We start from the raw sequence: 24,247 nt of genomic DNA on the forward strand, positions 1-24,247 counted from the left end.
CCTCGGCCGGTACCAGAACCTTGGCCGGCATGCCGGGCTGAACGCGGGAAAAGCGCTGGTTAGCCGGCTGCGTGGTCGGCTGCCGTCCTGATCGCCTGGATGTTCTGACGGTAAGCCTCGACGCTGCCGCCTTTGAAGATGGCGGCGCCCGCCACCAGCACGTCGGCGCCGGCGGCGGTGACCAGCGGCGCGGTTTCGGCTGAAACACCGCCGTCGATCTCGATGCGGATCGGCCGGCCGCCGATGAGGGCCTTGACCCGCTTCACCTTGTCGACGATCGCCGGGATGAAGGCCTGGCCGCCGAAGCCCGGATTGACGGTCATGATCAGGATCAGGTCGAGCCGGTCGAGCACATATTCGACCACGCTTTCCGGCGTCGCCGGATTGAGCGACACACCGGCCTTCTTGCCGAGATTCCTGATGGTCTGCAGCGAGCGGTCAAGATGCGGGCCGGCTTCGGCATGGACGGTCAAACCATCGCAGCCGGCCTCGGCGAAAGCGGCCAGATAGGGGTCGGCCGGGGCAATCATCAGATGGCAGTCGAAGAAGGCCTCGGTGCGGTTGCGGATCGCCTTGATCACCGGCGGGCCAAAGGTGATGTTGGGCACGAAATGCCCGTCCATCACATCGAGATGGATCCAGTCGGCGCCGGCCGCCGCCACCGCTTCGACCTCATCGCCGAGTTTGGAAAAATCCGACGCCAGCACCGACGGTGCAATCAGGGTCTTTCTGCTCATGGATGCGGCCTTTCCGAGTGCCCTTCACGTTCGGCCACTCTATCGACTGCCTAATGCGCTCCAGCCGACTTGTCGAGGGCACGGGCGCGGCGGCTGCACGGCCGGAGGTGGCGTTGCGGCGTCCGCGATCCTGTCGCAGCCAATTTCCGCTTGCCTCGGAGCCATAAGAAAACCCGCCGGATTGCTCCGGCGGGTTTCTGGTCTGGCGTCGAGCAGATCGTTATTGCTGCTGGAGTTTCAGGATTCTGTCTGGAACCGGATCCTGCTGCTGTTCGACCTGCGGCCTGCGCCGTGGCAGTACCTGCTGCAGCAGCAGGCCGGGGTTGAGCTCCAGCGACGGTTGCCCGCGGAGCGGCCGGCAGTTCGGATAGCGTCCGATCGTACCTTCCGGGCAGCGCCGCCTGATGATCGGCTGGCACTGGCCGTTGATCATCTGCGAGCCCGGTGCGCATTCCACCTCTTGCCTGGGCTTGCGGCATGCGCCGTTGATCACCTGCGTCCCACGCGGACAGACACACTCGCCACGCTTGTTGTGGACCTGGCCGCGTATGTCGCATTGCTCCTGCGTCGGCTGCTTGCGCCGGCAGGCATTGCCCCGCACCTCGGTACCCCTCGGGCAGACACAATTGCCCTTTGCGTCATGGACCTGGCCACGGATCGTGCATTGCTCAGGCTTCGGCCGAATCGGGCGGCAGGCTCCGTTTCTGACCTCGGTACCCCTTGGGCAGACACAATCGCCGTCGGCGTCGTGAACCTGACCACGGATCGTGCACTGCTCGGGCTTTGGCCGCATCGGACGGCAGGCGCCATTGCGCACCTCGGTCCCTCTCGGGCAGACACAATCGCCATCGGCATCGTGGACCTGGCCACGGATGGTGCACTGCTCAGGCTTTGGCTGGATCGGGCGGCAGGCATTGCCCCGGATCTCGGTTCCCCTGGGGCAGACACAATCGCCATCGGCATTGTGGACCTGGCCACGGACGGTGCACTGCTCGGGCTTGTCGGTCCTGACACATCTGCCGTTCTCAAGCCCGGTTCCGCGTGGGCAGACGCAACGTCCGTCCTCGGTGCGGATCTGGCCTTCGAGCAGCACACAGCGCTTCGGCTGTTCCGGCTTCGGCACGATACCGCCGCCCGGCGAGCACTGGCCGTTGCGGTAGGTGGTGCCTTCCGGGCAGACGCAGCGGCCGGCATCGTTCATGACGAAGCCTTGCGAGCATTCCTTCTTCGTCTCCTGGCTGATGGTGAAGGGATGGCAGGCATAGGCCTTGCCGCGATCGCCCTGCACATTGGCCTGATCGCCGCCAAGCACGTCGCCACCGCCTTGCACCCGTGTGTCGGGAGAGAGCACGCCGACGCAGTTCTGGCCGCTGACATTGCCCTGCAGATTGGCCAGACGACCGTCGTCGGGAATGACCACGGTGACATGATGCACCCGGCTTTCGCCGGCGCCGAGCGACAAATTGGCAATGCAGGACGCAGGCAAGGTTGCCGGTGCCGGCGAGCAGCCGAAGGGCGGATCGATCGACGTGATCTCAACGCCTTCCAGCCTGCCGAGACCCTCCACGCCGATCGCATCGCCAATGCGGACCGGCCCGGAGAAGGCGGTCGCTCCGTCATTGGTGGCGGTGATCTCGAACGAGCAGGGTTGGCCGAGCCTGCATTCGCGGTCGCCGGTCTTTTCGACACGGATGGTCGAGGCGCCGCCGCCCTTGGCGCAGGCCTGGCCAAAGGGATAGACGACGTCGTCGCCCGGTGCCGGCCCATAGGAGCCGCGCGCGCAGTTTTCGAACGCGCCATTGGCCGAAACCGTCACGTCGAAGTGGCGACTGGTTCCAGGTGTCATGACGGCACCGGGAATCTGGCACGACAGCGCGTTGGCCGGAACCGGTCCGCACGCCCATTCCGCGCCGTCAGGGGTGACGGTCTGGATCTGGACAGGCGCGCCGCCGGCCACCAGCGTGGCGGCATCGTTGACCCGCACCGGACCGGTGGGGGCAGCGGTGCCAAGGCTGATGACGGTGATGCGGCAAGAGATCAGCGCGGCACCGGCGAGCGAGCCGTTGCAGACCTTGGTGATGCGCAGGGTCGGCTTGCCGCCATTGGGATGGCGGAAGCGTTCCTTGGCGCAGGCCTTGTTGTTGGTGAGGTCGTTTTCGCCGGGGATGGGCTTCACCGTCGCGCAATTCTCGACAATGTCCGACTGATAGCCGGCCGGCATGACCGCCTTGACGACGATCGGCGTCGAGCCGCCCGGAGGCAGCGAGATCCCCGCATGGTCGCAGCGGAACAGGCCGGGACCTGTCGGTACGCAGGTCCATGGCGGGCTTGGGCCGAAGGTCGAGGAGGCCGGCGCGCCGGCCGGGTAGCTGTCGATCACCGTCAGCGGCCCGTTATAAGTCGATGTGCCGTTGTTGATGATGTCGATCACGAAGTGGCAGATGCCGTCGGCCGTGCAGACCGGGACGCGGGCACGCTTCTTCAGGATCAGGTCGACCTTCTTCTCGACCGGCGGCCGGCAGTCGCGGTCACGATCGCCACGCCGGCAGATCGGGATCGAGGCGCAGCCGCGATCGTTCGACTGGCTGCCGAACAGCGGCTTGCCACTGGCGCCGTAATTATAGGTGGCGCAGTTACGCAAGACGCTGCCTTGCCAGCCTCCGGCCGGCTTGAAGCCGAGCTTGAGGTTGACGGAGGCCCCCGGATTGAGCGTGGTCACCGGGTAGGTGCAAATCATCGGGGTGGCGCCGGGTACGCAGACCCAGGGCGGATTGGGTCCTGAATCGAGCGTCGATCCGGCCGGCAGCGCCACCTCGTCGAGCACGATCTTGCCGTGGTAGGCACCGGTGCCGACATTGGTGACCCTGATGGTGAAGTCGCAGCCGCCACCCATCGTGCAACGCGTCACGTCGGCGCGTTTCTCGACCTTGAGGTCCGGCTCCTTGTCCTTGGGCGGGCACCTCTGGTCACGCGGGATGACGATGTCGATCGTCTGCGTGCAGCAAAGGCCCCAGCCTTCCTTCGGACCGGCATAGGTTTCGATGCCGGTGACGATGAGGTGGATGACGTCGCCGGGCGATGCGCCGACGATCTTCCAGTTGAGCACACCGCCGCCCGCCGGCACCAACTGGGTGTCGGGGATGATGGTGACGCCTGATGTGGTCGTCGACACCTGCACCCACTTGCCGCCCATCTCCGGGCCGACCGGCATGTGGTAGATGAAAGCGCCGCCGCCGGGCACGCAGTCCACCGTGCCGCGTTCCACCTTGAAGCATTCCCGGTCGGGAGGCGGTGGCCGCTTATCACAGTTGGTGAGGTCGATCTTGATCGAGGTCTTGGCCCCGGACTTGTAGTCGCCATCGTCGGGCTTGCCCGGATCCTGCGACGGGATAATGGTCCCGGGGCCGGCTCCGTTGCTGACCTTGATCACACCCTGGTTGTCGATCACGGTCGGCGAAGGAAACGCCGCATGGTCGATCTTGGCCGTGATCTGGAAGTTGATGACGCGTTCATTGGCGGCACCGGCGCCGTCGAGATCAGCGGCGGAGAGCCGGAAATCGGACACCGTTGCCGTGTCGTTCGGACCGGCCGAGGTGCTGATCGAAACGCCGGGCAATGGTCCGCCCGAAGCGTCCGTGCCGTCGCCCGACACATTCGCGCTGACGATCGAAAGGCCGTGTGGAAGCTGGTCCTTGAACTCGATCTTGAGCGTTTTCAGCAAGGCTGTCAGGTCGGCGAAGGCTTGCGCATCGCCGCGCAGGCCAAAGCTCAGGGAGTAGACGACATAGTCGCAGCTCCGCTGGGTGCCTTTCTTGGTGAAGAAGGGCACCGCCCGCTCCGGCCTCGGATTGACGATCTTCGAATTGTCGAGATCGAGCCTCAGTTCCGGGGTGATCGGGGCGGCGTCTTCCGCGTGGCTTGCCACAGGGGTGAACATGGCGACCGCGATACCGGCCGCCATCAGCCAGCGCGCGCCGCGCCTGGCGTATGACAGGGGTTTCATGATCGTCTCCATGACTGTGGATTGCGAGCTCGTCGTGAGCGGGGAGAGTGCGAGATTTTTCATCTTCCCCTCCTCAACGTTCGCAGCTGACGGCTGGGGTTCGGAGCGGCAAGATCATCTTGCAGCAAGGGTAGTAGCCACCCTTGTCCTTGTCGGACTTCCTGTAGAAGCAAAGTCCAACATCCACTCTGTCGCCCGGATAGTGGCCGGTGATGTCGACCGTGTAAGGCTTGCCGGGCGCATGCGACTGGGATGATGTCACCCCGACGCCTGGCGTCCTGGACTTTGTCTCATTGGAAGGTTGGGCCTTGATCGAATCGCCGCCGAAGCCGGCATGGTCATGGAGATAGAGATCGGCCTGGAGGCCGCGAGGCGTACAGTAATACCTGATATCCTCGACATCGATGCACGGAGGCAGGTTGCCGGGTGGTGGGAAATCCGGCGGGTAGAAGGGGGGCAGGTAGCCGCCCGGGATTTCCTCGTAATAGCCGGCGCGGCCCTCGCAAGGATGCCAGACGGCAACGTCGCCGACATGGCCCTCGACCTCCGGATCTTCGAAATAACCGTCGAAGTCGACGAACCAGGAGCCGAAGGGCGGCACGTTGGCCGGCTTGACCAGCTCTTTCGGCGTGATCTGGACGCCATGCACGGCCAGCGGCCCGCCGGCGGCGAGCCGTTCGGCGAGTGAAGGATTGTCGCGCAGCTTGTCGCCTGACTTGACCAGCGTCTGCGTGCAGACCGATGTGTCGAGATTGCCGTCGGAATCATAACCATATTGCAGGTCGAGACCGCCGGCGGCCTGCCGGTTGCCCTGCGGGAAACCGACCGCATATTCCTGCGGCACTTCGACCCAGACCGATTCCGTCTCCGGATCGTCCGGGTTCTCTCGGAAGTAGCGGATGACCTCGCCTTTGCCGGAATCGGCGAATTGGCTGTAATCGTAGCGGTTCTCGACTGGGCCGCGCTGGGCCAGGTACATGAAGCCGCTATTGTCGAAGGCGATGTCGGTGACGGCGTAGTCCTTGTCGGCCTTGACCGTCAGTTCCCAGCGCGGGTCGCCGACAAAACTGCCGTCGCGGGCGATGCCCACCGACCAGATTTCCGACTTTTCGCCGACCGAGTAGTAGAGCCGGCCGCCATGGTAGGAGACGCCCCAGACGCGGCGCTCGTCCTGCGTGTAGCCCCAGCTGTCGGGGTCTTCGCTGTCGAAGGTCGCTCCCTTTATGTCCATCACCGAACCGTCGTCGGCGACTGGAGCAAGCCCATGCGCGGGACGGCCGGCAACGCCGTGATCGAAGCTGTCGATCAGCCTGCCTTCGGCATCGATGCGATGGATCAGGCCGGTATCGAGATCGGACGCGAAGAACTCGCGGTGAGTGGCGTCGAAAGTGAGATTGCCGATGCCGGGACCGCTGTTGGTGTCGATGTCGGCGAATTTGGAGACCTGGCCGGTGATGCCGTCGATCTTCCAGACGGTGCCCGGCCCGCCGCCGTTTTCGGTGCCGAACTGGCCATCCATGAAGATGGCGCCGGCAGCGCCGCGGCGCTGCCGCTCGGGGCGGCCGTCATCGTCGGCGTCCGGGGTGACGATACGGATGCCGTGCAGCGAGGTGGCGCCGGCATAGAGATTGGGAATGCCCGTCGGAACGCCGTCGCGCACGCCGTCATCGTAGGTGACGCCGAACACCTGGCCGACCTGCTCCGCCGTCACCTCGAAGGGCGGTGGCGTGTTGACGAGCTGGCCGGTGGCTGGTCCGCCCAGTTGCGAGACGTCGAAGACGCGCAAGGTGGCGCGCGTGGTGTCGATGAAGGTTTCGTCGACCGGATCGACGCCGGGCGGCAGTCCCTCTTTTTCGGAATCAGGGGGGTCGAAATTGGGAATGATGGTGCCGGAAAATCCGGTCACCGCCATCGAACCGGGATAAATGATCCGGGTTTCCTGCGCCTGCGCGGCGCCCAGCCACAGGCCGAGTGCCAGCAACCCGCCTGGATGCGCAGCGCGGCGCAAGCCGCCAGCAAGAGACGACACGAACGAGCCGCGGATGCGAGACATGACACTACCCCCCGTAGTCGACGGGAGAACGTCGGGTCTGGCCGCGCAAATCAGGGCAAGGCGCGGCGGTCCGGCTCGTTCTTCCCTGATCGAATTGTCTGCTTTCCTCAAGATGACGATACGCCTGCTCTTACGCAGGGTCAACGGAATCAACAGAAAGCCCAGCGCATCGACCTCGTCCCGAAGGCGGTGGTCGCGCCGAGCTCCTGTTGTTCCCGGAGACCTGGGAGTCTCTGGGTTATTGGTCATGGGGGCTTCCTTTCCGGGCCGCACCATGCGGCACCTGGAGATCAGTCGCAGGCGGAGGTGGAAAGGTTCATGGAAGCCTTGCGCAGAATGCTTGCGCGCGATGCCGCCTGTTCTTATATACGCGCCAAGCCGTTCGGCGCCGGAATGCCGGTTGCCGGAACGGGATTTCTTGTGAACAGGGGCTTTCGTCGGAACGCCTGTACGGGTCCTGATAGCCTGCTTAGCGGAGAGACTAGAAAAATGGCAAAAGTAATCGGTATCGATCTCGGCACCACCAACTCGTGTATCGCCATCATGGATGGCAAGGAGCCCAAGGTGATCGAGAATGCGGAAGGCGCGCGCACGACGCCTTCCATCGTCGCCATTTCGGGCGACGACGAACGTCTGGTCGGCCAGCCGGCCAAGCGCCAGGCGGTCACCAATCCTGAAAACACCATCTTCGCGGTCAAGCGCCTGATCGGCCGCCGCTATGACGATCCGGTGACGGAGAAGGACAAGAAGCTTGTCCCCTACAAGATCGTTAAGGGCGACAATGGCGATGCCTGGGTCGAAGCCGGCGGCAGGAAGCAGTCGCCCTCGCAGATCTCGGCCATGATCCTGCAGAAGATGAAGGAGACGGCGGAAGCCTATCTCGGCGAGAAGGTCGAGAAGGCGGTCATCACCGTTCCAGCCTATTTCAACGACGCCCAGCGCCAGGCGACCAAGGACGCCGGCAAGATCGCCGGCCTTGAAGTGCTGCGCATCATCAACGAGCCGACCGCGGCAGCGCTTGCCTATGGCCTCGACAAGAAGGAAGGCAAGACCATTGCCGTCTATGACCTTGGCGGCGGCACGTTCGACATTTCGGTGCTCGAAATCGGCGACGGCGTGTTCGAGGTCAAGTCGACCAATGGCGACACCTTCCTCGGCGGCGAGGATTTCGACATGCGCCTGGTCGAATATCTGGCGGCCGAGTTCAAGAAGGAACAGGGCATCGACCTGAAGAACGACAAGCTTGCCCTGCAGCGCCTCAAGGAGGCGGCTGAAAAGGCCAAGATCGAGCTGTCGTCGACCACCCAGACCGAAATCAACCTGCCCTTCATCACCGCCGACGCGACCGGGCCGAAGCACCTGACGCTGAAGCTGACGCGCGCCAAGTTCGAGCAGCTGGTCGACGACTTGGTCCAGCGCACGATTGCCCCTTGCAAGGCGGCTCTCAAGGATGCCGGCCTGAAGGCCGGCGAGATCGACGAAGTCGTCCTGGTCGGCGGCATGACCCGCATGCCCAAGATCCAGGAGATCGTGAAGCAGTTCTTCGGCAAGGAGCCGCACAAGGGCGTCAATCCGGATGAAGTCGTCGCTCTCGGCGCCGCCATCCAGGCCGGCGTGCTGCAGGGCGACGTCAAGGACGTGCTGTTGCTCGACGTGACGCCGCTGTCGCTCGGCATCGAGACGCTGGGTGGCGTGTTCACCCGCCTGATCGAACGCAACACGACGATCCCGACCAAGAAGAGCCAGGTGTTCTCGACGGCCGAGGACTCACAGTCGGCCGTGACCATCCGGGTCTTCCAGGGTGAGCGTGAAATGGCCGCCGACAACAAGGCGCTCGGCCAGTTCGACCTGGTCGGCATCCCGCCGGCGCCGCGCGGCGTGCCGCAGATCGAGGTCACCTTCGACATCGACGCCAACGGCATCGTCAACGTTTCGGCCAAGGACAAGGGTACCGGCAAGGAGCACCAGATCCGCATCCAGGCATCGGGCGGTCTTTCGGACGCCGACATCGAGAAGATGGTCAAGGACGCCGAGGCCAACGCCGAGACCGACAAAAAGCGGCGTGCGCTGGTCGAGGCCCGCAACCAGGCCGAAGCGCTGCTGCATTCCTCGGAGAAGTCGCTGAAGGAATATGGCGACAAGGTTTCGGAAGGCGAGCGCACGGCGATCTCCGACGCGATCGCGGCGCTGAAGACCGCGACCGAAGGCGACGACCCGGCCGACATCGAAGCCAAGAGCCAGGCGCTTGCCGAGGCTTCGATGAAGCTTGGCCAGGCCATGTACGAGGCTTCGCAGAAGGAAGCGGCGGAAGCCGACGCCAAGGCGGATGCCGCCAAGGACAGTGACGTTGTCGACGCCGATTTCGAGGAAATCGACGAGGACGATGACAAGAAGAAGTCGGCCTGAACCGTTTGACGGCAAGATAAAGCGAAAAGCCCGGCGAAGGCCGGGCTTTTTTGCAACCCCTTGCAGAAAAACAGCGGGCCTTGCTGAAAAAATGCAGGCAAAGCCGCGTCGACACTGGCATCCCCCTTCCATCGCACCTAAATCGAAGCGTCAGTGCCGGCAAGAGACGCAACAATGCTTCAAGACGTTGAGCATCCGGACAGCGGGAAAAAATGAAAGCTGATTTCTACGAGACGCTGGGCGTCCAAAAAGGCGCCGACGAGAAGGAGCTCAAGAGCGCTTTCCGCAAGCTTGCCATGCAGTTCCATCCCGACCGCAACCCCGGCGATCATTCCTGCGAGCACAAGTTCAAGGAAATCAACGAAGCCTACGAGACGTTGAAAGACCCGCAGAAGCGCGCGGCCTATGACCGCTTCGGCCACGCCGCTTTCGAACAGGGCGGCATGAATGGCGGCGCGCAAGGTTTTGGCGCCGGCGGTTTCGCCGATATCTTCGAGGACATTTTCGGCGACATGATGGGCGGGCGCCAGCGCCGTTCGTCGGGCGGCCGCGAACGCGGCGCCGACCTGCGCTACAACATGGAAATCACCCTGGAAGAGGCTTTTGCCGGCAAGACCGCGCAAATCCGCGTGCCGGCGTCGATATCGTGCTCTGAATGTTCGGGCAGCGGCGCCAAGCCCGGCACCCAGCCCGTCACCTGCTCGATGTGCAACGGCCACGGCAAGGTGCGCGCCACGCAAGGCTTCTTCTCGATCGAACGGACCTGCCCGCAATGCCAGGGGCGCGGCCAGACGATCAAGGATCCGTGCCCGAAATGCGCCGGCCAGGGCCGCGTCACCGAGGAGCGTTCGCTGTCGGTCAACATCCCGGCCGGCATCGAGGACGGCACCCGCATCCGCCTTGCCAATGAGGGCGAAGCCGGCCTGCGCGGCGGGCCCTCGGGCGACCTCTATATTTTCCTGGCGGTCAAACCGCACGAGTTCTTCCAACGCGACGGCGCCGATCTGTATTGCAAGGTGCCGATCTCGATGACCACGGCCGCCCTTGGCGGCTCCTTCGAGGTGACGACGCTGGACGGCACGCAGACCAAGGTCAAGGTGACCGAGGGCACCCAGAACGGGCGCCAGTTCCGCCTCAAGGGCAAGGGCATGCCTGTGCTGCGCCAGCCCAATATCGGCGACCTCTATATCCAGACCGCAGTCGAGACGCCGCAGAACCTGACCCGCCGGCAGCGCGAACTGCTGGAGGAGTTCGAACAGCTCTCCTCGCAGGACAATTCGCCTCAATCGAGCGGCTTTTTCGCCCGCATGAAGGATTTTTTCGAGTCCTTCGGCGAACGTTGATGCACTTTGGCCAGCCTAAGCCGATTGCAACGCGTAAATCCTTGAATCGCGTCACCCCTTGAGACGCGACGAAAATTATCTTATCCACGACATGCGTCCGGCCGCGCCTTGCCTAGCACCGCTCAGGTGCTAAGTAACTTTGCGGGGAGCGCTGAGGAGAGCTTGCATGACACGTGGCCCTGGACTGCGGAAGGCGCTTGTCGAAAAGTTCGACGACGAACTCAAATTCTTCAAGGGCTGGATCGACAAGCCGAAGACGGTTGGCTCGATCGTGCCGACCAGTTCAATCACCGCGCGCAAGATGGCCTCGATCGTCGATCCTAAATCCGGCCTGCCGGTGCTCGAGGTCGGTCCCGGTACCGGCGTCATCACCCGCGCCATCCTCGCCCAGGGCGTACGGCCCGAAAACCTCTACGCCGTCGAATATTCCACGGATTTCGTGCGCCATTTGCGACGACTCTATCCCGGCGTCAACGTCATCGAGGGCGACGCCTTCAACCTCAACGCCACGCTTGGCGACAAGAGCGGGATGATCTTCGATTCCGTCGTTTCCGGCGTGCCGCTGCTCAACTTCCCGGTCGCCCAGCGCATTGCCTATATCGAGAGCCTGCTCGACCGCATCCCGGCCGGACGGCCGATCGTGCAGCTGACCTATGGCCCGATGTCGCCGATCCCACCCGGCCGTGGCAATTATACGGTCAAGCATTTCGATTTCATCCTCCGCAACATCCCGCCGACGCAGCTGTGGATCTATCGGCGCGAGGCGCATTAGTTTCTCAGCGCAGAACCGCTCAGCGCCTCGCCAGTGGTCGCCGCATACCTTGGCATTTGGCGTAAACATCCATCGCTTCGTCATCCACGGGCGGAGCAAGGAGCGCAGCGACGCGGCGCAGACCCGAGGATCCATGCCGCGACTTCCGAGTGCGCGCCACGGTGCAGAATTCTGTTCCGCTACACTCTACGGTCAAGGTCACGGAATGGATCCCAGGGTCTCCGCGACGGAGCTTCGCTCCTGCTTCGCCCGGGGATGACGAAGTTGGCGTTGATTTGCTCGGTCCTTGGCTGTACCTGTCCGGGAACAAGGGTGGCCAATGGCAGTGATCCCGAAAATCCTCGTCTTCGCCGGCTCGGTGCGCGGCGGCGCCTATAGCGGCAGGACTGCCGACGTGGCGCAGAAGGAACTTGCCATGCAAGGCGCCGAGGTGACCCGTATCTCGCTTGCCGACTACTCCCTGCCGATCATGGACGAGGACCTGGAAAAGGAAAAAGGCGTTCCAGAAAACGCCCAGAAACTCGGGCGTCTGGTGATCGCCCATGACGGGCTGCTGATCGCCACGCCCGAATATAACGGCTCCATTCCGCCGCTGCTCAAGAACACGATCGACTGGGTGAGCCGGGTGCGCAGGGATGGCGGCCGGCCGGTCAGGCCGCTGGCCGGCAAGGTCGCCGGCCTCTGCTCGTCCTCCAGCGGCCACTTTGCCGGCATCCGCTGCATCAACCATCTGCGCGCCGTTCTGGTGCGTTGCCAGATGGAGGTGGTGACGCCGGAATGCTCGGTGCCCGAGGGCGGCGACGCCTTCGACGAAGACGGCAATTTCCGTGACGAAAGACTGCACAAATCGATGGAGCATCTATGCCGCACGCTGATCGAAACCTCGCGCATGCTGTCCACCCGGATCGAGGCGTGATCGCCGACACGATGCGAACCATGCAGGCCCAATCCATGCAGGAAAGACTGATCGTCGGCCTCGACGTGCCGACCGTGAGGGATGCCGAGGAGGCGGTACGCGAGCTCGACGGCATCGTCTCCTTCTACAAGATCGGCTACCAGCTTGCCTTCGCCGGCGGGCTCGACTTCGCCAGAGAACTGGCCAGCGGCGGCACCAAGGTCTTCCTCGATATGAAGCTGCTTGACATCGACCACACGGTGGCCAAGGGCGTCGAGAACATCGCCAAGATGGGCATGACCATGCTGACCATCCACGCCTATCCGAAGGCTATGCAGGCCGCCGTAGAGGCGGCCAGAGGCAGCGAGCTTTGCCTGCTTGCCGTCAGTGTGCTGACGTCGATGGACGAGCAGGACATGATCGACGTCGGCTATGAGTACGACCCGCATACGCTGGTGCTGCGGCGTTCGGAACAGGCGCTGCATGCCGGCATGGGCGGCATCGTCTGCTCGGCCGCGGAGGCCGAGGCGGTGCGCCGGATCGTCGGACCCGACATGGCGGTGGTGACGCCCGGCATCCGGCCGGCGGGCAGCGATCATGGCGACCAGAAGCGCGTGGTGACGCCGGGCCAGGCAATCCGCAACGGCGCCAGCCACCTCGTCGTCGGCCGGCCGATCGTGGCTGCGGCCAACAAACGGGAAGCGGCCGAAGCCATCCTCGACGAGATGCGCTCGGCCTGAGATTTCCAAGAACAAGTTCGGAGACCAAGAAAATGCCCAAGGGATACTGGATCGCCCGTGTCGATGTGCGCGACGCGGAAGGCTACAAGGACTATGTCGCCGCCGCCAAGCCTGCCTTCGAGCGCTTCGGTGCGAAGTTCCTGGCGCGCGGCGGCGAGCATGAAAAGGCCGAAGGCCCCGGCCGCGCACGCAATGTCATCATCGAGTTCGAATCGCTCGCTGCGGCGCATGATTGCTACCACTCGCCGGAATACCAGCGCGCCGTCGCCATCCGCCAGAAGGTCGCCGACGGCGAGATCGTCCTGGTCGAGGGCGCCTGAGGTCCTTGCAAGCATAGTTCCGAAGAAGTCATTCCGGTTTTCGCCGGAGATCACGTTCAAAATCGGATAAAGCCTGGCGGCGTTTGAAGCCCCGCAGGCTCATTTTACATATCTTTGCTCCGCGATTTCACGGTGATCTGCCTGGCGCAGTTGCCGGGTGCGGAGCCGTGCCGACGAGCGGTCATTCAACGCGGGTCGGATGGCCGGTTGACATGCAGGTATTTACCTGCATATTATGCCTTACAACAGAGTGAGGCAGATGGACGCCGACAAGGTTTTCAAAGCGCTGGGCGATCCGACACGCAGAAGGCTGCTTGACCTTCTGTGCGAGCAGAACGGGCAGACGCTCGGTCAGCTTTGCGAAAACCTGGACATGGCCAGGCAATCCGCCACCCAGCACCTCGACCTGCTGGAGGCGGCCAATCTGGTGAGCACAGTCAAGCGCGGCCGCGAAAAGCTGCATTTCATCAATCCCGTGCCGCTGCACGAAGTCTACGAGCGCTGGGTACGGAAATTCGAACGACAGCGGCTCAGCCTGCTGCACGACCTGAAGCAAGAACTCGAAGGAGAAGACCAATGACCACCAAAGAGACCACGAGCTTTGTCTACGTGACCTATATCCGCTCTACGCCGCAGAAGGTGTTCGAGGCCATAATCAAGCCCGATGTCGCAAAGCGCTACTGGGGCCACGAGAACGTCTCGGAATGGACGCCGGGCTCGAAATGGGAGCACATCCGCGCCAATGACGAACGGACCGTCGAACTCGTCGGCAAGGTCGTCGAGATTTCGCCGCCGACCCGGCTCGTCATCACCTGGGCGAACGCTTCGCAGGCCGACGATCCGTCGAAAACCAGCCAGGTGACGTTCGCCATCGAGGAATACGACACCATGGTGCGGCTGACCGTCAGCCATGACGAACTCGAGGCCGGCAGCGGCATGGCGAAGGGCGTCAGCCAGGGCTGGCCGGCGGTGCTGTCGAGCCTGAAATCCTTCCTCGAAACCGGCAGCGGCATCGACATTTTCGCCAAGCCGAAATCGGCCTGATGCTGCGACCTCAAGCAGAATCAGGCCCGTGGAGAATGACAATGACCAAGCGCTATACCGGCGGCTGCGCATGCGGCGCGATCCGTTACGAAACCAATGACGAGCCGATCTTCCAGAACCACTGCCAGTGCAGCGATTGCCAGAAGCGCTCAGGCACCGGCCACGGATCCTACCTGACCTTCGGCCAACGTGCCGATATGGCCATCACCGGGGAGGTGAGCACCTGGCGCGTGGCGGGCGCCAGCGGCAACGAAAAAATCCACACCTTCTGTCCAACCTGCGGAACGCCGGTCTTTCTGATACCCGTCGCCATGCCCGAGCTGATAGTGGTCCACGCGGCCAGCCTCGACGATCCGGAACAGTTCAGCCCGCAGATGGTGACCTACACGAGCCACGGGCATGCCTGGGACAAGATGGATCCGTCCTTGCAGGCGGTCGAGCGAATGCCTCAGGGGTAAACTCGCTGGAAGTATTGGACCTCCAGGGGTACGCTGTAGGCGCTTACAGAGGGGGCGTCTGCATGGCCGGAAGTAATCGATATTCACCGATCGGCAAGGGCCTTTTCATCGCACAGATGCTTGTTGGCGGTACAGGCGTGGCAGTCGGCCTCTGGACTGGGAAAACCATTTCACTGCAGCATGGCCGGGGGATCTTTCTCGTAGATCGGGCCCAAGACCCGTTCCTTTATTGGTCTGCACTGATCATAACCCTGCTCGTCCTTGTCGCGTGGCCGCTCTGGTATCTCTATAGGGGCCCACCAAAGCGCTAGGCTGCTACCGAGACAGCAGCAATGCGCGCGACTGCGGCCGCACGCTGCCAGGCAAAAAGGGTGCGACAAACCTAACCGTCATGGCGCTGGCCGATCAGCCGGCTCGCCGCTGTCTCGGCCATGGCGTCGGCCAGCTCGAGGCCCCATTGCTGGCGGCAATAGGCGCGAAAATCGAAGCAGGGCAGGCCGGGGCAGACCTCGAACTCGATGAGGTGGACGGTGTCGTCGGCCTCGACCCTGAGATCGATCGAAAACACGTCGCGCAGGCCGAGCCCGCTGATCAGCCGCTCGGCGATCGCGCGAATCCTTGCGTCGGCAGCCGGCTGGCTGTCGGCAACCGCGACGAGTTCCGGTTCGGCATAGTGTCCAGCCGCTTTCGCCGCCTCCCCGGTGTCGCCGTAGAGCGCCAGGCTGTCGGCCATGGTCTGGAAATCGGCGCCTGAATCGACAAAGGCCACGCCAAGCGCTTCGACCCCGGCGCCTGGCACCAGGCCGAGGAAACTGGCGCGCACGTTGCGGCCGGCGACATAGGGCTGGACGACGACATCGTCGCGATAGGCCGAAAAGACGCGCCGGCTAAGCTCCAGCGCATGGCCGAGGTCGGCCACACGCGAGTCCGGCCAGATGCCGATCTTAGCGCCGAGCCGGTTGGGCTTGACGAACCAGCCGGCGGGCGAGGCCGGCGGCTCGACCAGCCATTGGCCGTCGCGCGCGAGCCCGGCCTGCGGCACCGGCAGGCCGAGTGCGCCGAGCACGGCTCCGGAGCGGAACTTGTCCTGACAGAGCGCGAACAGCGCATCATCTGCGCCAACCGTCTTGAAACCGCCCAATCGCGCCAGAGCGGGCGCCGCGCCGCCGCGGAAATAGGCGATGCCGTCGGTCAGCGTCCAGACCAGCGTCGTGCTGGGGTGCTCCTCGGCGAGCACCGTTGCGGCGTCGTCCAGCGCCACTGGCGCAAACGACAGGCCGCGTGCCTGGCAGGCGCGGCCAAGCATGTCGAATTCGGGGGCGACGTCGGTCGACTGCGCCAGATAGGACGCGATTTCGCCGGCACGCTGCGGCGCATGACCGTCGGCGACCAGACGGTCGAAACAAGCCTTCTCCGGCTCATGGACGAGGATCAGTCTTGGCTTGCGGCTCGACATGAGATGAACGATTCCGGCAGTAGGATTGCCTACCATCGCATGGTCAAGGCGTCTGGCTCTCGCGAAACCGACACGGCGCGGGCGGTTGCGTGACAACGCACCGTCCGACCGCAGAATCCAGTTCGCTCAGGCGATCAGCACGCGCGGCTCGAAGCGGCCGTTGACGGGAATATCGAGCAGAAAGGTCATGCCGCCCTGCAGATCCAGCAGACGCTGCTTCTCATCCTTGCCCGACCAGGCGGAGGTGACCGCCAGCCGATCGGCCTTGGCGCCGACAAAGGCCGGGCAGGATGGCTGCGTCACCGGCATGGCGACCGTGCGGACGAGCTTGCCGTCGGGCCCATAGGCTTCGATGACGCTGCCGCCCCAGACGGCGTTCCACAGGATGCCGTCGCGGTCGAGCACGGATCCGTCGATATAGCCCTTGGCCGAGCGGTGATCGACGAACAGCTTCGGCTCACCGGCAGGCAGGCCGGTCGCCGGGTCGCAGGCGACCCGCATCAGCAGCCCGGTCGAGGTGTCGGTGTAGTAGGCGATTGCGCCATCCTCGGTAAAACAGATCGAATTGGAGACGGTGATGTCCGAAAACAGGCGGCGCAGTTCGCCTCTGAAAAACCAGTAGATCGAACCCGCACCCTTTTCCTCGCCCTTGCCCATGGTACCCATCCACAAGGCGCCGCAGGGGTGGACCCGGGAATCGTTGGAGCGCGTGACCGGATTGTCGGCCTCGACAGGCGTGTGCAGCGTCAATTTGCCGGTCGCGACATCACGGACATAAAGGCCGGTTTCGGCGGCGATAAGCTGGCGCTTGTCGTCGATGATTGCGATGGCGCTCGCCATTTGGCCGAGCTCATGGACGGTGGCCGCGCCGCCGGACAGCTGCTTTTGCAGAAGCTGACCGTTGACGATGTCGAACCAGTAGAGCGTATCGGTGGCGGGATCGTAGCTCGGCCCCTCGCCGAGTTGGCAGACGTGATCGGAAAAAACCGAAACGATGGCTTCGCTCATCATGCTTCTCCGAACACCGCATCCCAGGCCACGACGGCAGCATGTGCACGCGCCGCCACCTCGTCGACGCTCATGCCCGGCTTGAACAGGCTGGAGCCCAGACCAAAGGCGGTCACGCCGGCCGCCTTGTAGCCGGCAAAATCTTTTTCGGAGACGCCGCCGACGGCGCCGACCAATGTCTGCGCCGGCAACACGGCGCGCATCGCGGAAATGCCGCCGGCACCCAGCACGCTCGCCGGGAAGAATTTCAGCGCCGAGGCGCCGAGCTTGATCGCCTGGAAGGCTTCGGTCGGCGTGAACACGCCGGGCATCGTCACCATGCCGTAGTGCATGGCGCGCGCCATCACCTCGGCATCGATGTTGGGACTGACCAGCAGCCGCCCTCCGGCCTGGTGCAAGCCATCGACATCGGCCGGCGTCAGCACCGTGCCGGCACCGACCAGCGCCGTTTTCGGCAGCACTTGGACGATGCGGGCGATCGACGAGAACGGTTGCGGTGAGTTCAGCGGCACTTCGATCGCCTCGATGCCGGCGTCGAACAGTGCCTTGCCCATGGCCATCGCCTCGGTGGGCTTGAGCCCGCGAAGGATGGCAACCAGGCCGCGCTTGAGTTTTGGAAACGGTGCGGTCTGGCTCATCGAGCTGCTCCAATTCTTGCGATCATGCCGTTCTCGCGCGCCGCCTCGACGAGACCTGCACGCACCGCCTCGTCCGCGTCGACGGCCCGGACCTCAAGTCCGGCAAGGCCGAGCGCCTCGCTGTACAGCGTTCCCAGCGCACCGGAGGCGACCAGCACCACGGGTTCCGCACCGGCGCCGTGCCGACGGCTGGCGGAGGCGATCTCGCCGCCGATCAGAAGGCCGGACAGGCAGGCTGCGGCATCGTCGGCTTTCAAATCCTGCAGCAGGCCGGCGGCGCGGATGGAAAACAGCCGCGAGGTGACATCGCCGCCATCGCTCAATGCGGTTTCGCACCAGCGGCGGAAGAACGGATTGTCCGATGTGACGGGCTTTGGATGTTCGCCGAGCGAATGGCGCAGGATCGAATGCGCGGCAAGCACCGAAAACAGCTCGCCGGTCGGCCAGGTGCCGAAGCCGGTGACAGTACCGTCCTCGACCAGCACCCATTTCGAATGGGTGCCGGGCATACAGACCAGCTGGCGTCCCTTGGCCGGCAAGCCAGCGCCGGCAAGCTGGGTTTCCTCGCCGCGCATGACGTCGGGCGCGTCAGTCAGTCGCTGGGCAAGGCCCGGAACGATGCGGATGTCGCGGCTCTGGCCGGGCACGCTGGCGGCACCCGCAAGGATGGCGCTAAGCGGCGCCGGCACGGTGACATAGGGTGCTTCCAGCCAGCCCTGGCGGGATCCGGCCATGCCGCAGATGATGACGGGCAGCGCCGCTGGTGCTCCCATCGCCGCCAGATGCCCTTCGAGGATGGTCGAAAAGCCCTTCTGCTGCGCCGTGATCAGGCCATCGTCGCCACGGCGTTCGGCAAGCACCTTGCCTTGCCCGTCTATCAGCCAGACCCGCATGCGGGTCGTGCCCCAGTCGACGGCGGCGACCGCCGGTGCATTGCCGGCTGGGCTCACAGGAAACCTCCATCGACGACCAGCATCTGCGCTGTCAGCATGCGCGAGGCGTCCGAGGCCAGGAACAGCACGGTGCCGACGATGTCGTCGGGCTGCATCACCTGCTTGATGCACTGCTTGGCGACATGGGCGGCAAGCCCCTGTTCGGTCACCCAGAGCTCCCTCTGCCGCTCGGTGATCACCCAGCCAGGCGCAATGGCGTTGACGCGGATGCCGTCGACACCGAGCTTGCCGGCCAATCCCTTGGTCAGACCGAGGATACCGGCCTTGGCGGCCGTGTAGGACGGCATGTCGGGGTGGTTGATCAGATAGGATGTCGAGGTGAAGTTGATGATCGAGCCGCCGCCCGCCCGCTTCATGCCCGGCGCCACCGCTTGCGCGGTGAAGAAATGCGGCCGCAGATTAATGGCCTGGTTGTTGTCCCAGAACTCGACCGTCACGTCCTCGACGGCGTGGCGTTCATCCCAGGCCGCATTGTTGACCAGCACGGTGACATCGCCATGCGCCTCGGCGGCCTTCGCGGCGGACGCCCGCAGGGCCTCGACGTCGCGTAGGTCGGTCTTGAGATAGAGCGGCCGCTTGCCGAACGCTTTCTCGATGCGGTCGGCAAGAGCCGTGCTTGGGCCGTCGGCGATGTCGATGAAGGCGACATTGGCGCCCTGGCGCACAAAGCCCTCGGTCAGTGCAGCACCTATTCCGGAGCCGCCGCCGGTGATCAGCACCGAGGCTCCTTCGAGGTCGGCAAAATGCGCCGATGGCATCATCGTTCCTGTCTCCCAGCGCATGACCCAGAAAATCGGATCGATTTTCGGAAAGGGATCATGCGCAAAATGTAAATTGCTACAGCGTCCTTTGCGCGTCCAAAAGGACGCGCGGCGCTGTAGCGTGATCGGCGCGCATCCTAGCCACGCAAGGCGCGCGGGCAAGGGCGAACCGCCGGATTTCTGGGCTTATGTCAGACAAAACGACAATGCGCCGCACCGGATGCGCAAAGCGGCACCGTCGGGATTATGGGCTACGGGGGATCGCCGGTCAGATCGCCTTGGCGCGCAGGGCGCCGCGGAAGGAATCGCGGAGATAGCCGAGCGTGGCGTCGGCGTCGACCGGCTTGCCGAACAGATAGCCTTGCCCGCCGGCACAGCCGAACTGGACCAGGCGATCGGCCTGCGCTTCCTGCTCGATGCCTTCGGCGACGACGTCCATGCCGAGCCCCTCGCACATTGCGAGAATGGCGCGGATGATGTGTTCCGAGGGACGGTCGTCGAGAATGGAGGAGACGAAGGCGCGATCGATCTTGAGCTTGTCGAAATGGAATTCGCGCAGACGGCCGAGCGAGGACTGGCCGGTGCCGAAATCGTCGAGCGAGACGCGGATGCCGACGCGGCGCAGATCCTCGACGATCTGCGCGGCAGAGGCTGGGTCGTTCATCAGGCCGGTCTCGGTGATCTCGATCTCCAGCCGCCGCGGATCGAACCCGGTGCGATCGAGGATCGCCAGTATGTGCAGGCCGGTGTTCTGGTCGACGAGCTGCGATGGCGACAGGTTGAAGGACAGGAACAGGTCCTTCGGCCAGCTTCTGGCGGCCTCGGTCGCCTTGCGCAGCACCAGCTGCGACAACGGGCCGATGATGCCACGCTCCTCGGCGATGGGAATGAAGACAGTCGGCGGCACCGAGCCCAGGTCGCGATCTGTCCAGCGCGCCAGCGTCTCGAAGCCGATGGTGCGGCGCGTGGCGAGATCGACGATGGGCTGGAAATGCGGCTCCACCTCGCCGGCCGAGACAGCCCGGCGCAGCGCCTGTTCGATGCGGGTGACGCGCTTGGCCGCCTCTTCCATCTCACGGGTGTAGACGACGACGCGGCCACGGCCGGAACGCTTGGCGTGATAGAGCGCCGTCTCGGCCTTGTTGATGAGGATTTCCGTGGTCTCGTCGCCCGAATAGAACAGCGAGCAGCCGACCGAGGCCGAAAGCCTGGCGGTGCGTTCGCCGACATCATAGGGCGCCGACAGGATCTCGATCAGCATGCGCGACTTTTCGGCCGCCGCCTCCTCGCTGAACACCAGGGGATAGAGAAAAGCGAATTCGTCGGCGCCGATGCGACAGACCGTGGAATGGCCGTCCATCGAGGCGCGCAGCCGCATCGCCACCTGGATCAGGATGTCGTCTCCGGCCTTGTGGCCGAACAGATCGTTGATCGGCTTGAAGCCGTCGAGGTCGAGAATGCCGACGGTAAAGGGCGCGGGATCGTCGGCACGGTCGGCGATCAGGCGATCGACCTTGTCGAAGAAGCGGCGATGGTTGCCAAGCCCGGTCAACGGATCTGTGAATGCCAGATCCGTGCTCTCCCTGTTTGCCTGACCGGTGCCAAACGAAGTTTGCATCGGTGTCCCTGTTTTGTGACGTCGGAATTTATTTTCAGACTGGCAGCAAACCCTTTAGGAAACGTATCGCGAAATCGATTTTCCAGGGGCAACCGCGACTGTTTCGAAGGATCGATGAAAGCAGCGCATTCGGGTGTCGGATGCCGATCCCAGGAATGTCGCGATTGGCAGACGGGCAGTGAGCCTGTACAGGCAAGACAGTCGTCCATCCTAGCCGCCGGAGACCCGCCATGAAGCTGAAAATCGCCGTCCAGATGGACCACATCTCCACCGTGTCGATCGCCGGCGACACCTCGTTCGCGCTGTCGCTGGAAGCGCAGCGGCGCGGCCATGAGCTGTTCCACTACACGCCGGATCGGCTCTCGTTGCGCGACGGCAAGGTGTTTGCCCGCATCGAGGAAATGCAGGTGCGCGACGAGAAGGGCAGCCACTATTCGCTGGGCGAGAAGGTGCGTACCGACCTGTCGGAGATGGATGTGGTCCTGCTGCGCCAGGATCCGCCCTTCGACATGAACTACATCACCACCACGCACATCCTGGAGCGCATCCATCCGAAAACGCTCGTGGTCAACGACCCGGCCTGGGTGCGCAACAGCCCGGAAAAGATCTTCGTCACCGAATTTGCCGACCTGATGCCGGACACGCTGATCACCAAGGATCCGCTCGAAGTTGCCGCCTTCCGCAAGGAGTTCGGCGACATCATCGTCAAGCCGCTCTACGGCAATGGCGGCGCCGGCATCTTCCATCTGCTCGAGGGCGACCGCAACCTTGCCTCGCTGCTGGAAATGTTCGGCCAGATGTTCCGCGAACCCTATATCGTGCAGCGCTATCTCAAGGACGTGCGCAAGGGCGACAAGCGCATCATCCTGATCGACGGCGAGCCGGTCGGCGCCATCAACCGGGTGCCGGCCGAACATGATTCCCGCTCCAACATGCATGTTGGCGGCCGCGCCGAAAAGACCGAACTGACGGAGCGCGAGCGCGAAATCTGCGCCCGCATCGGCCCATCGCTGAAGGAGCGCGGCTTCATCCTGGTCGGCATCGACGTGATCGGCGACTATATGACCGAGATCAACGTGACCTCGCCGACCGGCGTGCGCGAAGTCAAACGCTTCGGCGGCGCCGACATTGCAAGCCTGTTCTGGGACGCGGTCGAGGGAAAGCGCGCGTAAGCCGTTTTCATTTTGTCTTAACCATGTTCCGTTTTTGCAACCACGCTCGCTTCCACTGCAACCCCAGCGGTCATGCGTTCCCGTAATGTTCTTGATTTGACCGTTGAAGTGTGATTGTCTGCCCGAGGGGCCGTTCCTGGCCTGAACGCAGGGCTGGGGCCAGCCTGAATTGGGGTTGCACGATGGTGGCGCGGGTTCGCACGGTGGCTTTCCAGGGCATCGAGGCCGTGCCGGTCGACGTGCAGGTGATGATCGCGCCCGGCAAGGTCAACATGCACATCGTCGGCCTCGGCGACAAGGCGGTGGCCGAAAGCCGCGAGCGGGTGCAGGCCGCACTGCATGCTTCCGGCCTGTCGATGCCGTCGAAGAAGGTGACTGTCAATCTGGCGCCGGCCGACCTGCCGAAGGAAGGCAGTCATTACGACCTGCCGATCGCGCTTGGCCTGATGGCTGCCCTTGGCGCCATTCCGGGCGACATGCTGGCCGGCTATGTCGTGCTTGGAGAATTGTCGCTCGACGGCACGATTGCCGCGGTCGCCGGCGCCTTGCCGGCGGCTATCGCCGCCAATGCGGAAGGCAAGGGCCTGATCTGTCCGTTCGCCTGCGGACCGGAGGCGGCCTGGGCTGGAAAGGATTTCGACATTCTGGCGCCGCGCAGCCTGATCGCCATCGCCAACCATTTCCGCGGCACGCAGGTGCTGTCGCGCCCCGAGGCCGGCATCCATGCCGCCGCTCTGGATTTGCCTGACCTCGCCGACATCAAGGGCCAGGAGACCGCCAAGCGGGCGCTGGAAGTGGCCGCCGCCGGTGGGCATAATCTGCTCATGATCGGACCCCCGGGATCCGGCAAATCGATGCTGGCGCAGCGGCTGCCGTCGATCCTGCCGCCGCTGGCGCCGAAGGAGCTTCTGGAAGTCTCGATGATCGCCTCGGTGGCGGGAGAGCTCGGCGAAGGCAAATTGACCGACCGGCGGCCGTTCCGCGCACCGCACCACTCGGCCTCGATGGCGGCGATGGTCGGCGGCGGCATCCGCGCGCGGCCGGGCGAGGTGTCGCTGGCCCATCACGGCGTGCTGTTCCTCGACGAGTTTCCCGAGTTCACGCCGCAGACGCTCGATGCGCTACGCCAGCCGCTGGAAACCGGCGACTGCATGATCGCGCGCGCCAACCATCGCGTCACCTATCCGGCGCGCATCCAGCTGGTCGCGGCGATGAACCCATGCCGATGCGGCATGGCCGGCGAGCCGGGCTATCGCTGCCTGCGCGGCGAGCGCTGCCGCACCGACTACCAGGCGCGCATTTCGGGCCCGCTACTCGACCGCATCGATCTCAGGATCGAGGTGCCGGCGGTGTCGGCCAGCGACTTGATCCGGCCCGACCGGGCGGAGAAAAGTGCCGATGTGGCGCTGCGTGTGGCACGCGCCCGCACCATCCAGCGCGAGCGGTTCGAACGGCTCGGCGCTACCCGAGCCACCACCAACGCGCATTGCGCACCCTCGGTGATCGAGGAGATCGCCATGCCGGACGCCGCCGGCCTGTCGCTGCTCAAGGACGCCAGCGAAAAGCTCGCCTTTTCGGCGCGGGCCTATCATCGCGTGCTGAAGGTGGCGCGAACGCTCGCTGATCTCGACGCAAGCGAAACCGTCGGCCGAATCCATCTGGCCGAAGCGATCTCCTACCGCATGAGCTCGGAGCGGATGGCGCAGGCGGCGTAGGTCCGCCGACAAGCCGGCCTCGCCACATTGCATTCCGCGATCACGCCATAACCCGGCCTCCGCGAATCGATCATCTCCACGGTGGCGGACCTGATTGTCCGCTTGGCCGGCGTCCTCACCACCCAACGGCCCCCACCGACCGGACGCCGGCCATT

The 24,247-nt window shown here is 64.2% G+C and carries 20 protein-coding genes; 11 read left to right on the forward strand and 9 right to left on the reverse strand.

Translation table 11 applies throughout. The features are described 5' to 3' along the window. Positions 1-59 precede the first annotated feature (59 nt). From rpe to AC0L3E_RS21595, 3 genes are all read right to left on the reverse strand, one after another. On the reverse strand, positions 60-737 hold the full coding sequence (gene rpe, locus AC0L3E_RS21585) for a ribulose-phosphate 3-epimerase (protein ID WP_127271687.1): 678 nt from the start codon (positions 735-737) through the stop codon (positions 60-62). Positions 738-957: 220 nt separating this feature from the next. After that, positions 958-4,803: a DUF7929 domain-containing protein gene (locus AC0L3E_RS21590; RefSeq protein ID WP_128307062.1), complete on the reverse strand. Its 3,846-nt coding sequence runs from the start codon at positions 4,801-4,803 to the stop codon at positions 958-960. Between the two features lie 10 nt (positions 4,804-4,813). Further along, on the reverse strand, positions 4,814-7,069 hold the full coding sequence (locus AC0L3E_RS21595) for an NHL repeat-containing protein (RefSeq protein ID WP_164762606.1): 2,256 nt from the start codon (positions 7,067-7,069) through the stop codon (positions 4,814-4,816). A gap of 213 nt (positions 7,070-7,282) precedes the next feature. On the opposite strand from AC0L3E_RS21595, the gene dnaK reads away from it, so the two are divergent. From dnaK to AC0L3E_RS21640, 9 genes are all read left to right on the forward strand, one after another. Continuing rightward, positions 7,283-9,199: a molecular chaperone DnaK gene (gene dnaK, locus AC0L3E_RS21600; protein ID WP_023810872.1), complete on the forward strand. Its 1,917-nt coding sequence runs from the start codon at positions 7,283-7,285 to the stop codon at positions 9,197-9,199. A 212-nt stretch (positions 9,200-9,411) separates the two neighbouring features. After that, positions 9,412-10,542 carry a molecular chaperone DnaJ gene (gene dnaJ / locus AC0L3E_RS21605; RefSeq protein ID WP_023810873.1) on the forward strand — a complete coding sequence of 377 codons (1,131 nt, stop codon included), beginning with the start codon at positions 9,412-9,414 and terminating at the stop codon, positions 10,540-10,542. 166 nt (positions 10,543-10,708) lie between these two features. Further along, positions 10,709-11,314: a phospholipid N-methyltransferase PmtA gene (gene pmtA / locus AC0L3E_RS21610; protein WP_027040201.1), complete on the forward strand. Its 606-nt coding sequence runs from the start codon at positions 10,709-10,711 to the stop codon at positions 11,312-11,314. 319 nt (positions 11,315-11,633) lie between these two features. Continuing rightward, positions 11,634-12,230 carry an NADPH-dependent FMN reductase gene (locus AC0L3E_RS21615; protein ID WP_473605576.1) on the forward strand — a complete coding sequence of 199 codons (597 nt, stop codon included), beginning with the start codon at positions 11,634-11,636 and terminating at the stop codon, positions 12,228-12,230. Positions 12,231-12,241: 11 nt separating this feature from the next. Then, the gene (pyrF, locus tag AC0L3E_RS21620) at positions 12,242-12,949 is read left to right on the forward strand and encodes an orotidine-5'-phosphate decarboxylase (protein WP_032901517.1); all 708 of its coding nucleotides are present in this window, start codon (positions 12,242-12,244) and stop codon (positions 12,947-12,949) included. Positions 12,950-12,981: 32 nt separating this feature from the next. Beyond that, positions 12,982-13,269: a DUF1330 domain-containing protein gene (locus tag AC0L3E_RS21625; RefSeq protein ID WP_023762651.1), complete on the forward strand. Its 288-nt coding sequence runs from the start codon at positions 12,982-12,984 to the stop codon at positions 13,267-13,269. A 259-nt stretch (positions 13,270-13,528) separates the two neighbouring features. After that, positions 13,529-13,849, forward strand: coding sequence for an ArsR/SmtB family transcription factor (locus AC0L3E_RS21630; protein WP_056592605.1), 321 nt, complete (start codon positions 13,529-13,531; stop codon positions 13,847-13,849). Beyond that, a complete protein-coding gene (locus AC0L3E_RS21635; RefSeq protein ID WP_128307582.1) occupies positions 13,846-14,313 on the forward strand; it encodes an SRPBCC family protein in 468 nt (155 codons plus the stop codon). The genes AC0L3E_RS21630 and AC0L3E_RS21635 overlap by 4 nt, the downstream gene beginning before the upstream one ends. 41 nt (positions 14,314-14,354) lie before the next feature. Continuing rightward, positions 14,355-14,771, forward strand: coding sequence for a GFA family protein (locus AC0L3E_RS21640; protein WP_128307581.1), 417 nt, complete (start codon positions 14,355-14,357; stop codon positions 14,769-14,771). A gap of 382 nt (positions 14,772-15,153) precedes the next feature. On the opposite strand, the gene AC0L3E_RS21645 is transcribed toward AC0L3E_RS21640, so the two are convergent. The 6 genes from AC0L3E_RS21645 to AC0L3E_RS21670 form a co-directional block, all read right to left on the reverse strand. Then, complete coding sequence (locus AC0L3E_RS21645; RefSeq protein ID WP_473605577.1) at positions 15,154-16,227, reverse strand: D-alanine--D-alanine ligase family protein; 1,074 nt, start codon at positions 16,225-16,227, stop codon at positions 15,154-15,156. A gap of 126 nt (positions 16,228-16,353) precedes the next feature. Beyond that, positions 16,354-17,235: an SMP-30/gluconolactonase/LRE family protein gene (locus tag AC0L3E_RS21650; protein ID WP_127319013.1), complete on the reverse strand. Its 882-nt coding sequence runs from the start codon at positions 17,233-17,235 to the stop codon at positions 16,354-16,356. Beyond that, a complete protein-coding gene (locus AC0L3E_RS21655; protein WP_127327996.1) occupies positions 17,235-17,873 on the reverse strand; it encodes a 2-dehydro-3-deoxy-6-phosphogalactonate aldolase in 639 nt (212 codons plus the stop codon). Before AC0L3E_RS21655 ends, AC0L3E_RS21650 begins: the two co-directional genes overlap by 1 nt. Then, on the reverse strand, positions 17,870-18,823 hold the full coding sequence (locus tag AC0L3E_RS21660; protein ID WP_128307579.1) for a 2-dehydro-3-deoxygalactonokinase: 954 nt from the start codon (positions 18,821-18,823) through the stop codon (positions 17,870-17,872). The genes AC0L3E_RS21655 and AC0L3E_RS21660 overlap by 4 nt, the downstream gene beginning before the upstream one ends. Beyond that, positions 18,820-19,587 carry an SDR family NAD(P)-dependent oxidoreductase gene (locus AC0L3E_RS21665; RefSeq protein ID WP_473605578.1) on the reverse strand — a complete coding sequence of 256 codons (768 nt, stop codon included), beginning with the start codon at positions 19,585-19,587 and terminating at the stop codon, positions 18,820-18,822. The genes AC0L3E_RS21660 and AC0L3E_RS21665 overlap by 4 nt, the downstream gene beginning before the upstream one ends. A 268-nt stretch (positions 19,588-19,855) precedes the next feature. Continuing rightward, entirely contained in the window at positions 19,856-21,205 is a 1,350-nt protein-coding gene (locus tag AC0L3E_RS21670; protein WP_127382164.1) for a putative bifunctional diguanylate cyclase/phosphodiesterase, read from the reverse strand. Positions 21,206-21,435: 230 nt separating this feature from the next. Between AC0L3E_RS21670 and gshB the strand changes: the two genes are divergently transcribed. Then, positions 21,436-22,377 (forward strand): glutathione synthase, encoded by a 942-nt coding sequence (gene gshB / locus AC0L3E_RS21675; RefSeq protein ID WP_128307577.1) that lies wholly within the window; start codon positions 21,436-21,438, stop codon positions 22,375-22,377. Positions 22,378-22,559: 182 nt separating this feature from the next. Beyond that, entirely contained in the window at positions 22,560-24,092 is a 1,533-nt protein-coding gene (locus AC0L3E_RS21680; RefSeq protein ID WP_127408270.1) for a YifB family Mg chelatase-like AAA ATPase, read from the forward strand. Positions 24,093-24,247: the final 155 nt, after the last annotated feature.

Source organism: Mesorhizobium sp. WSM4822, from assembly GCF_055811155.1.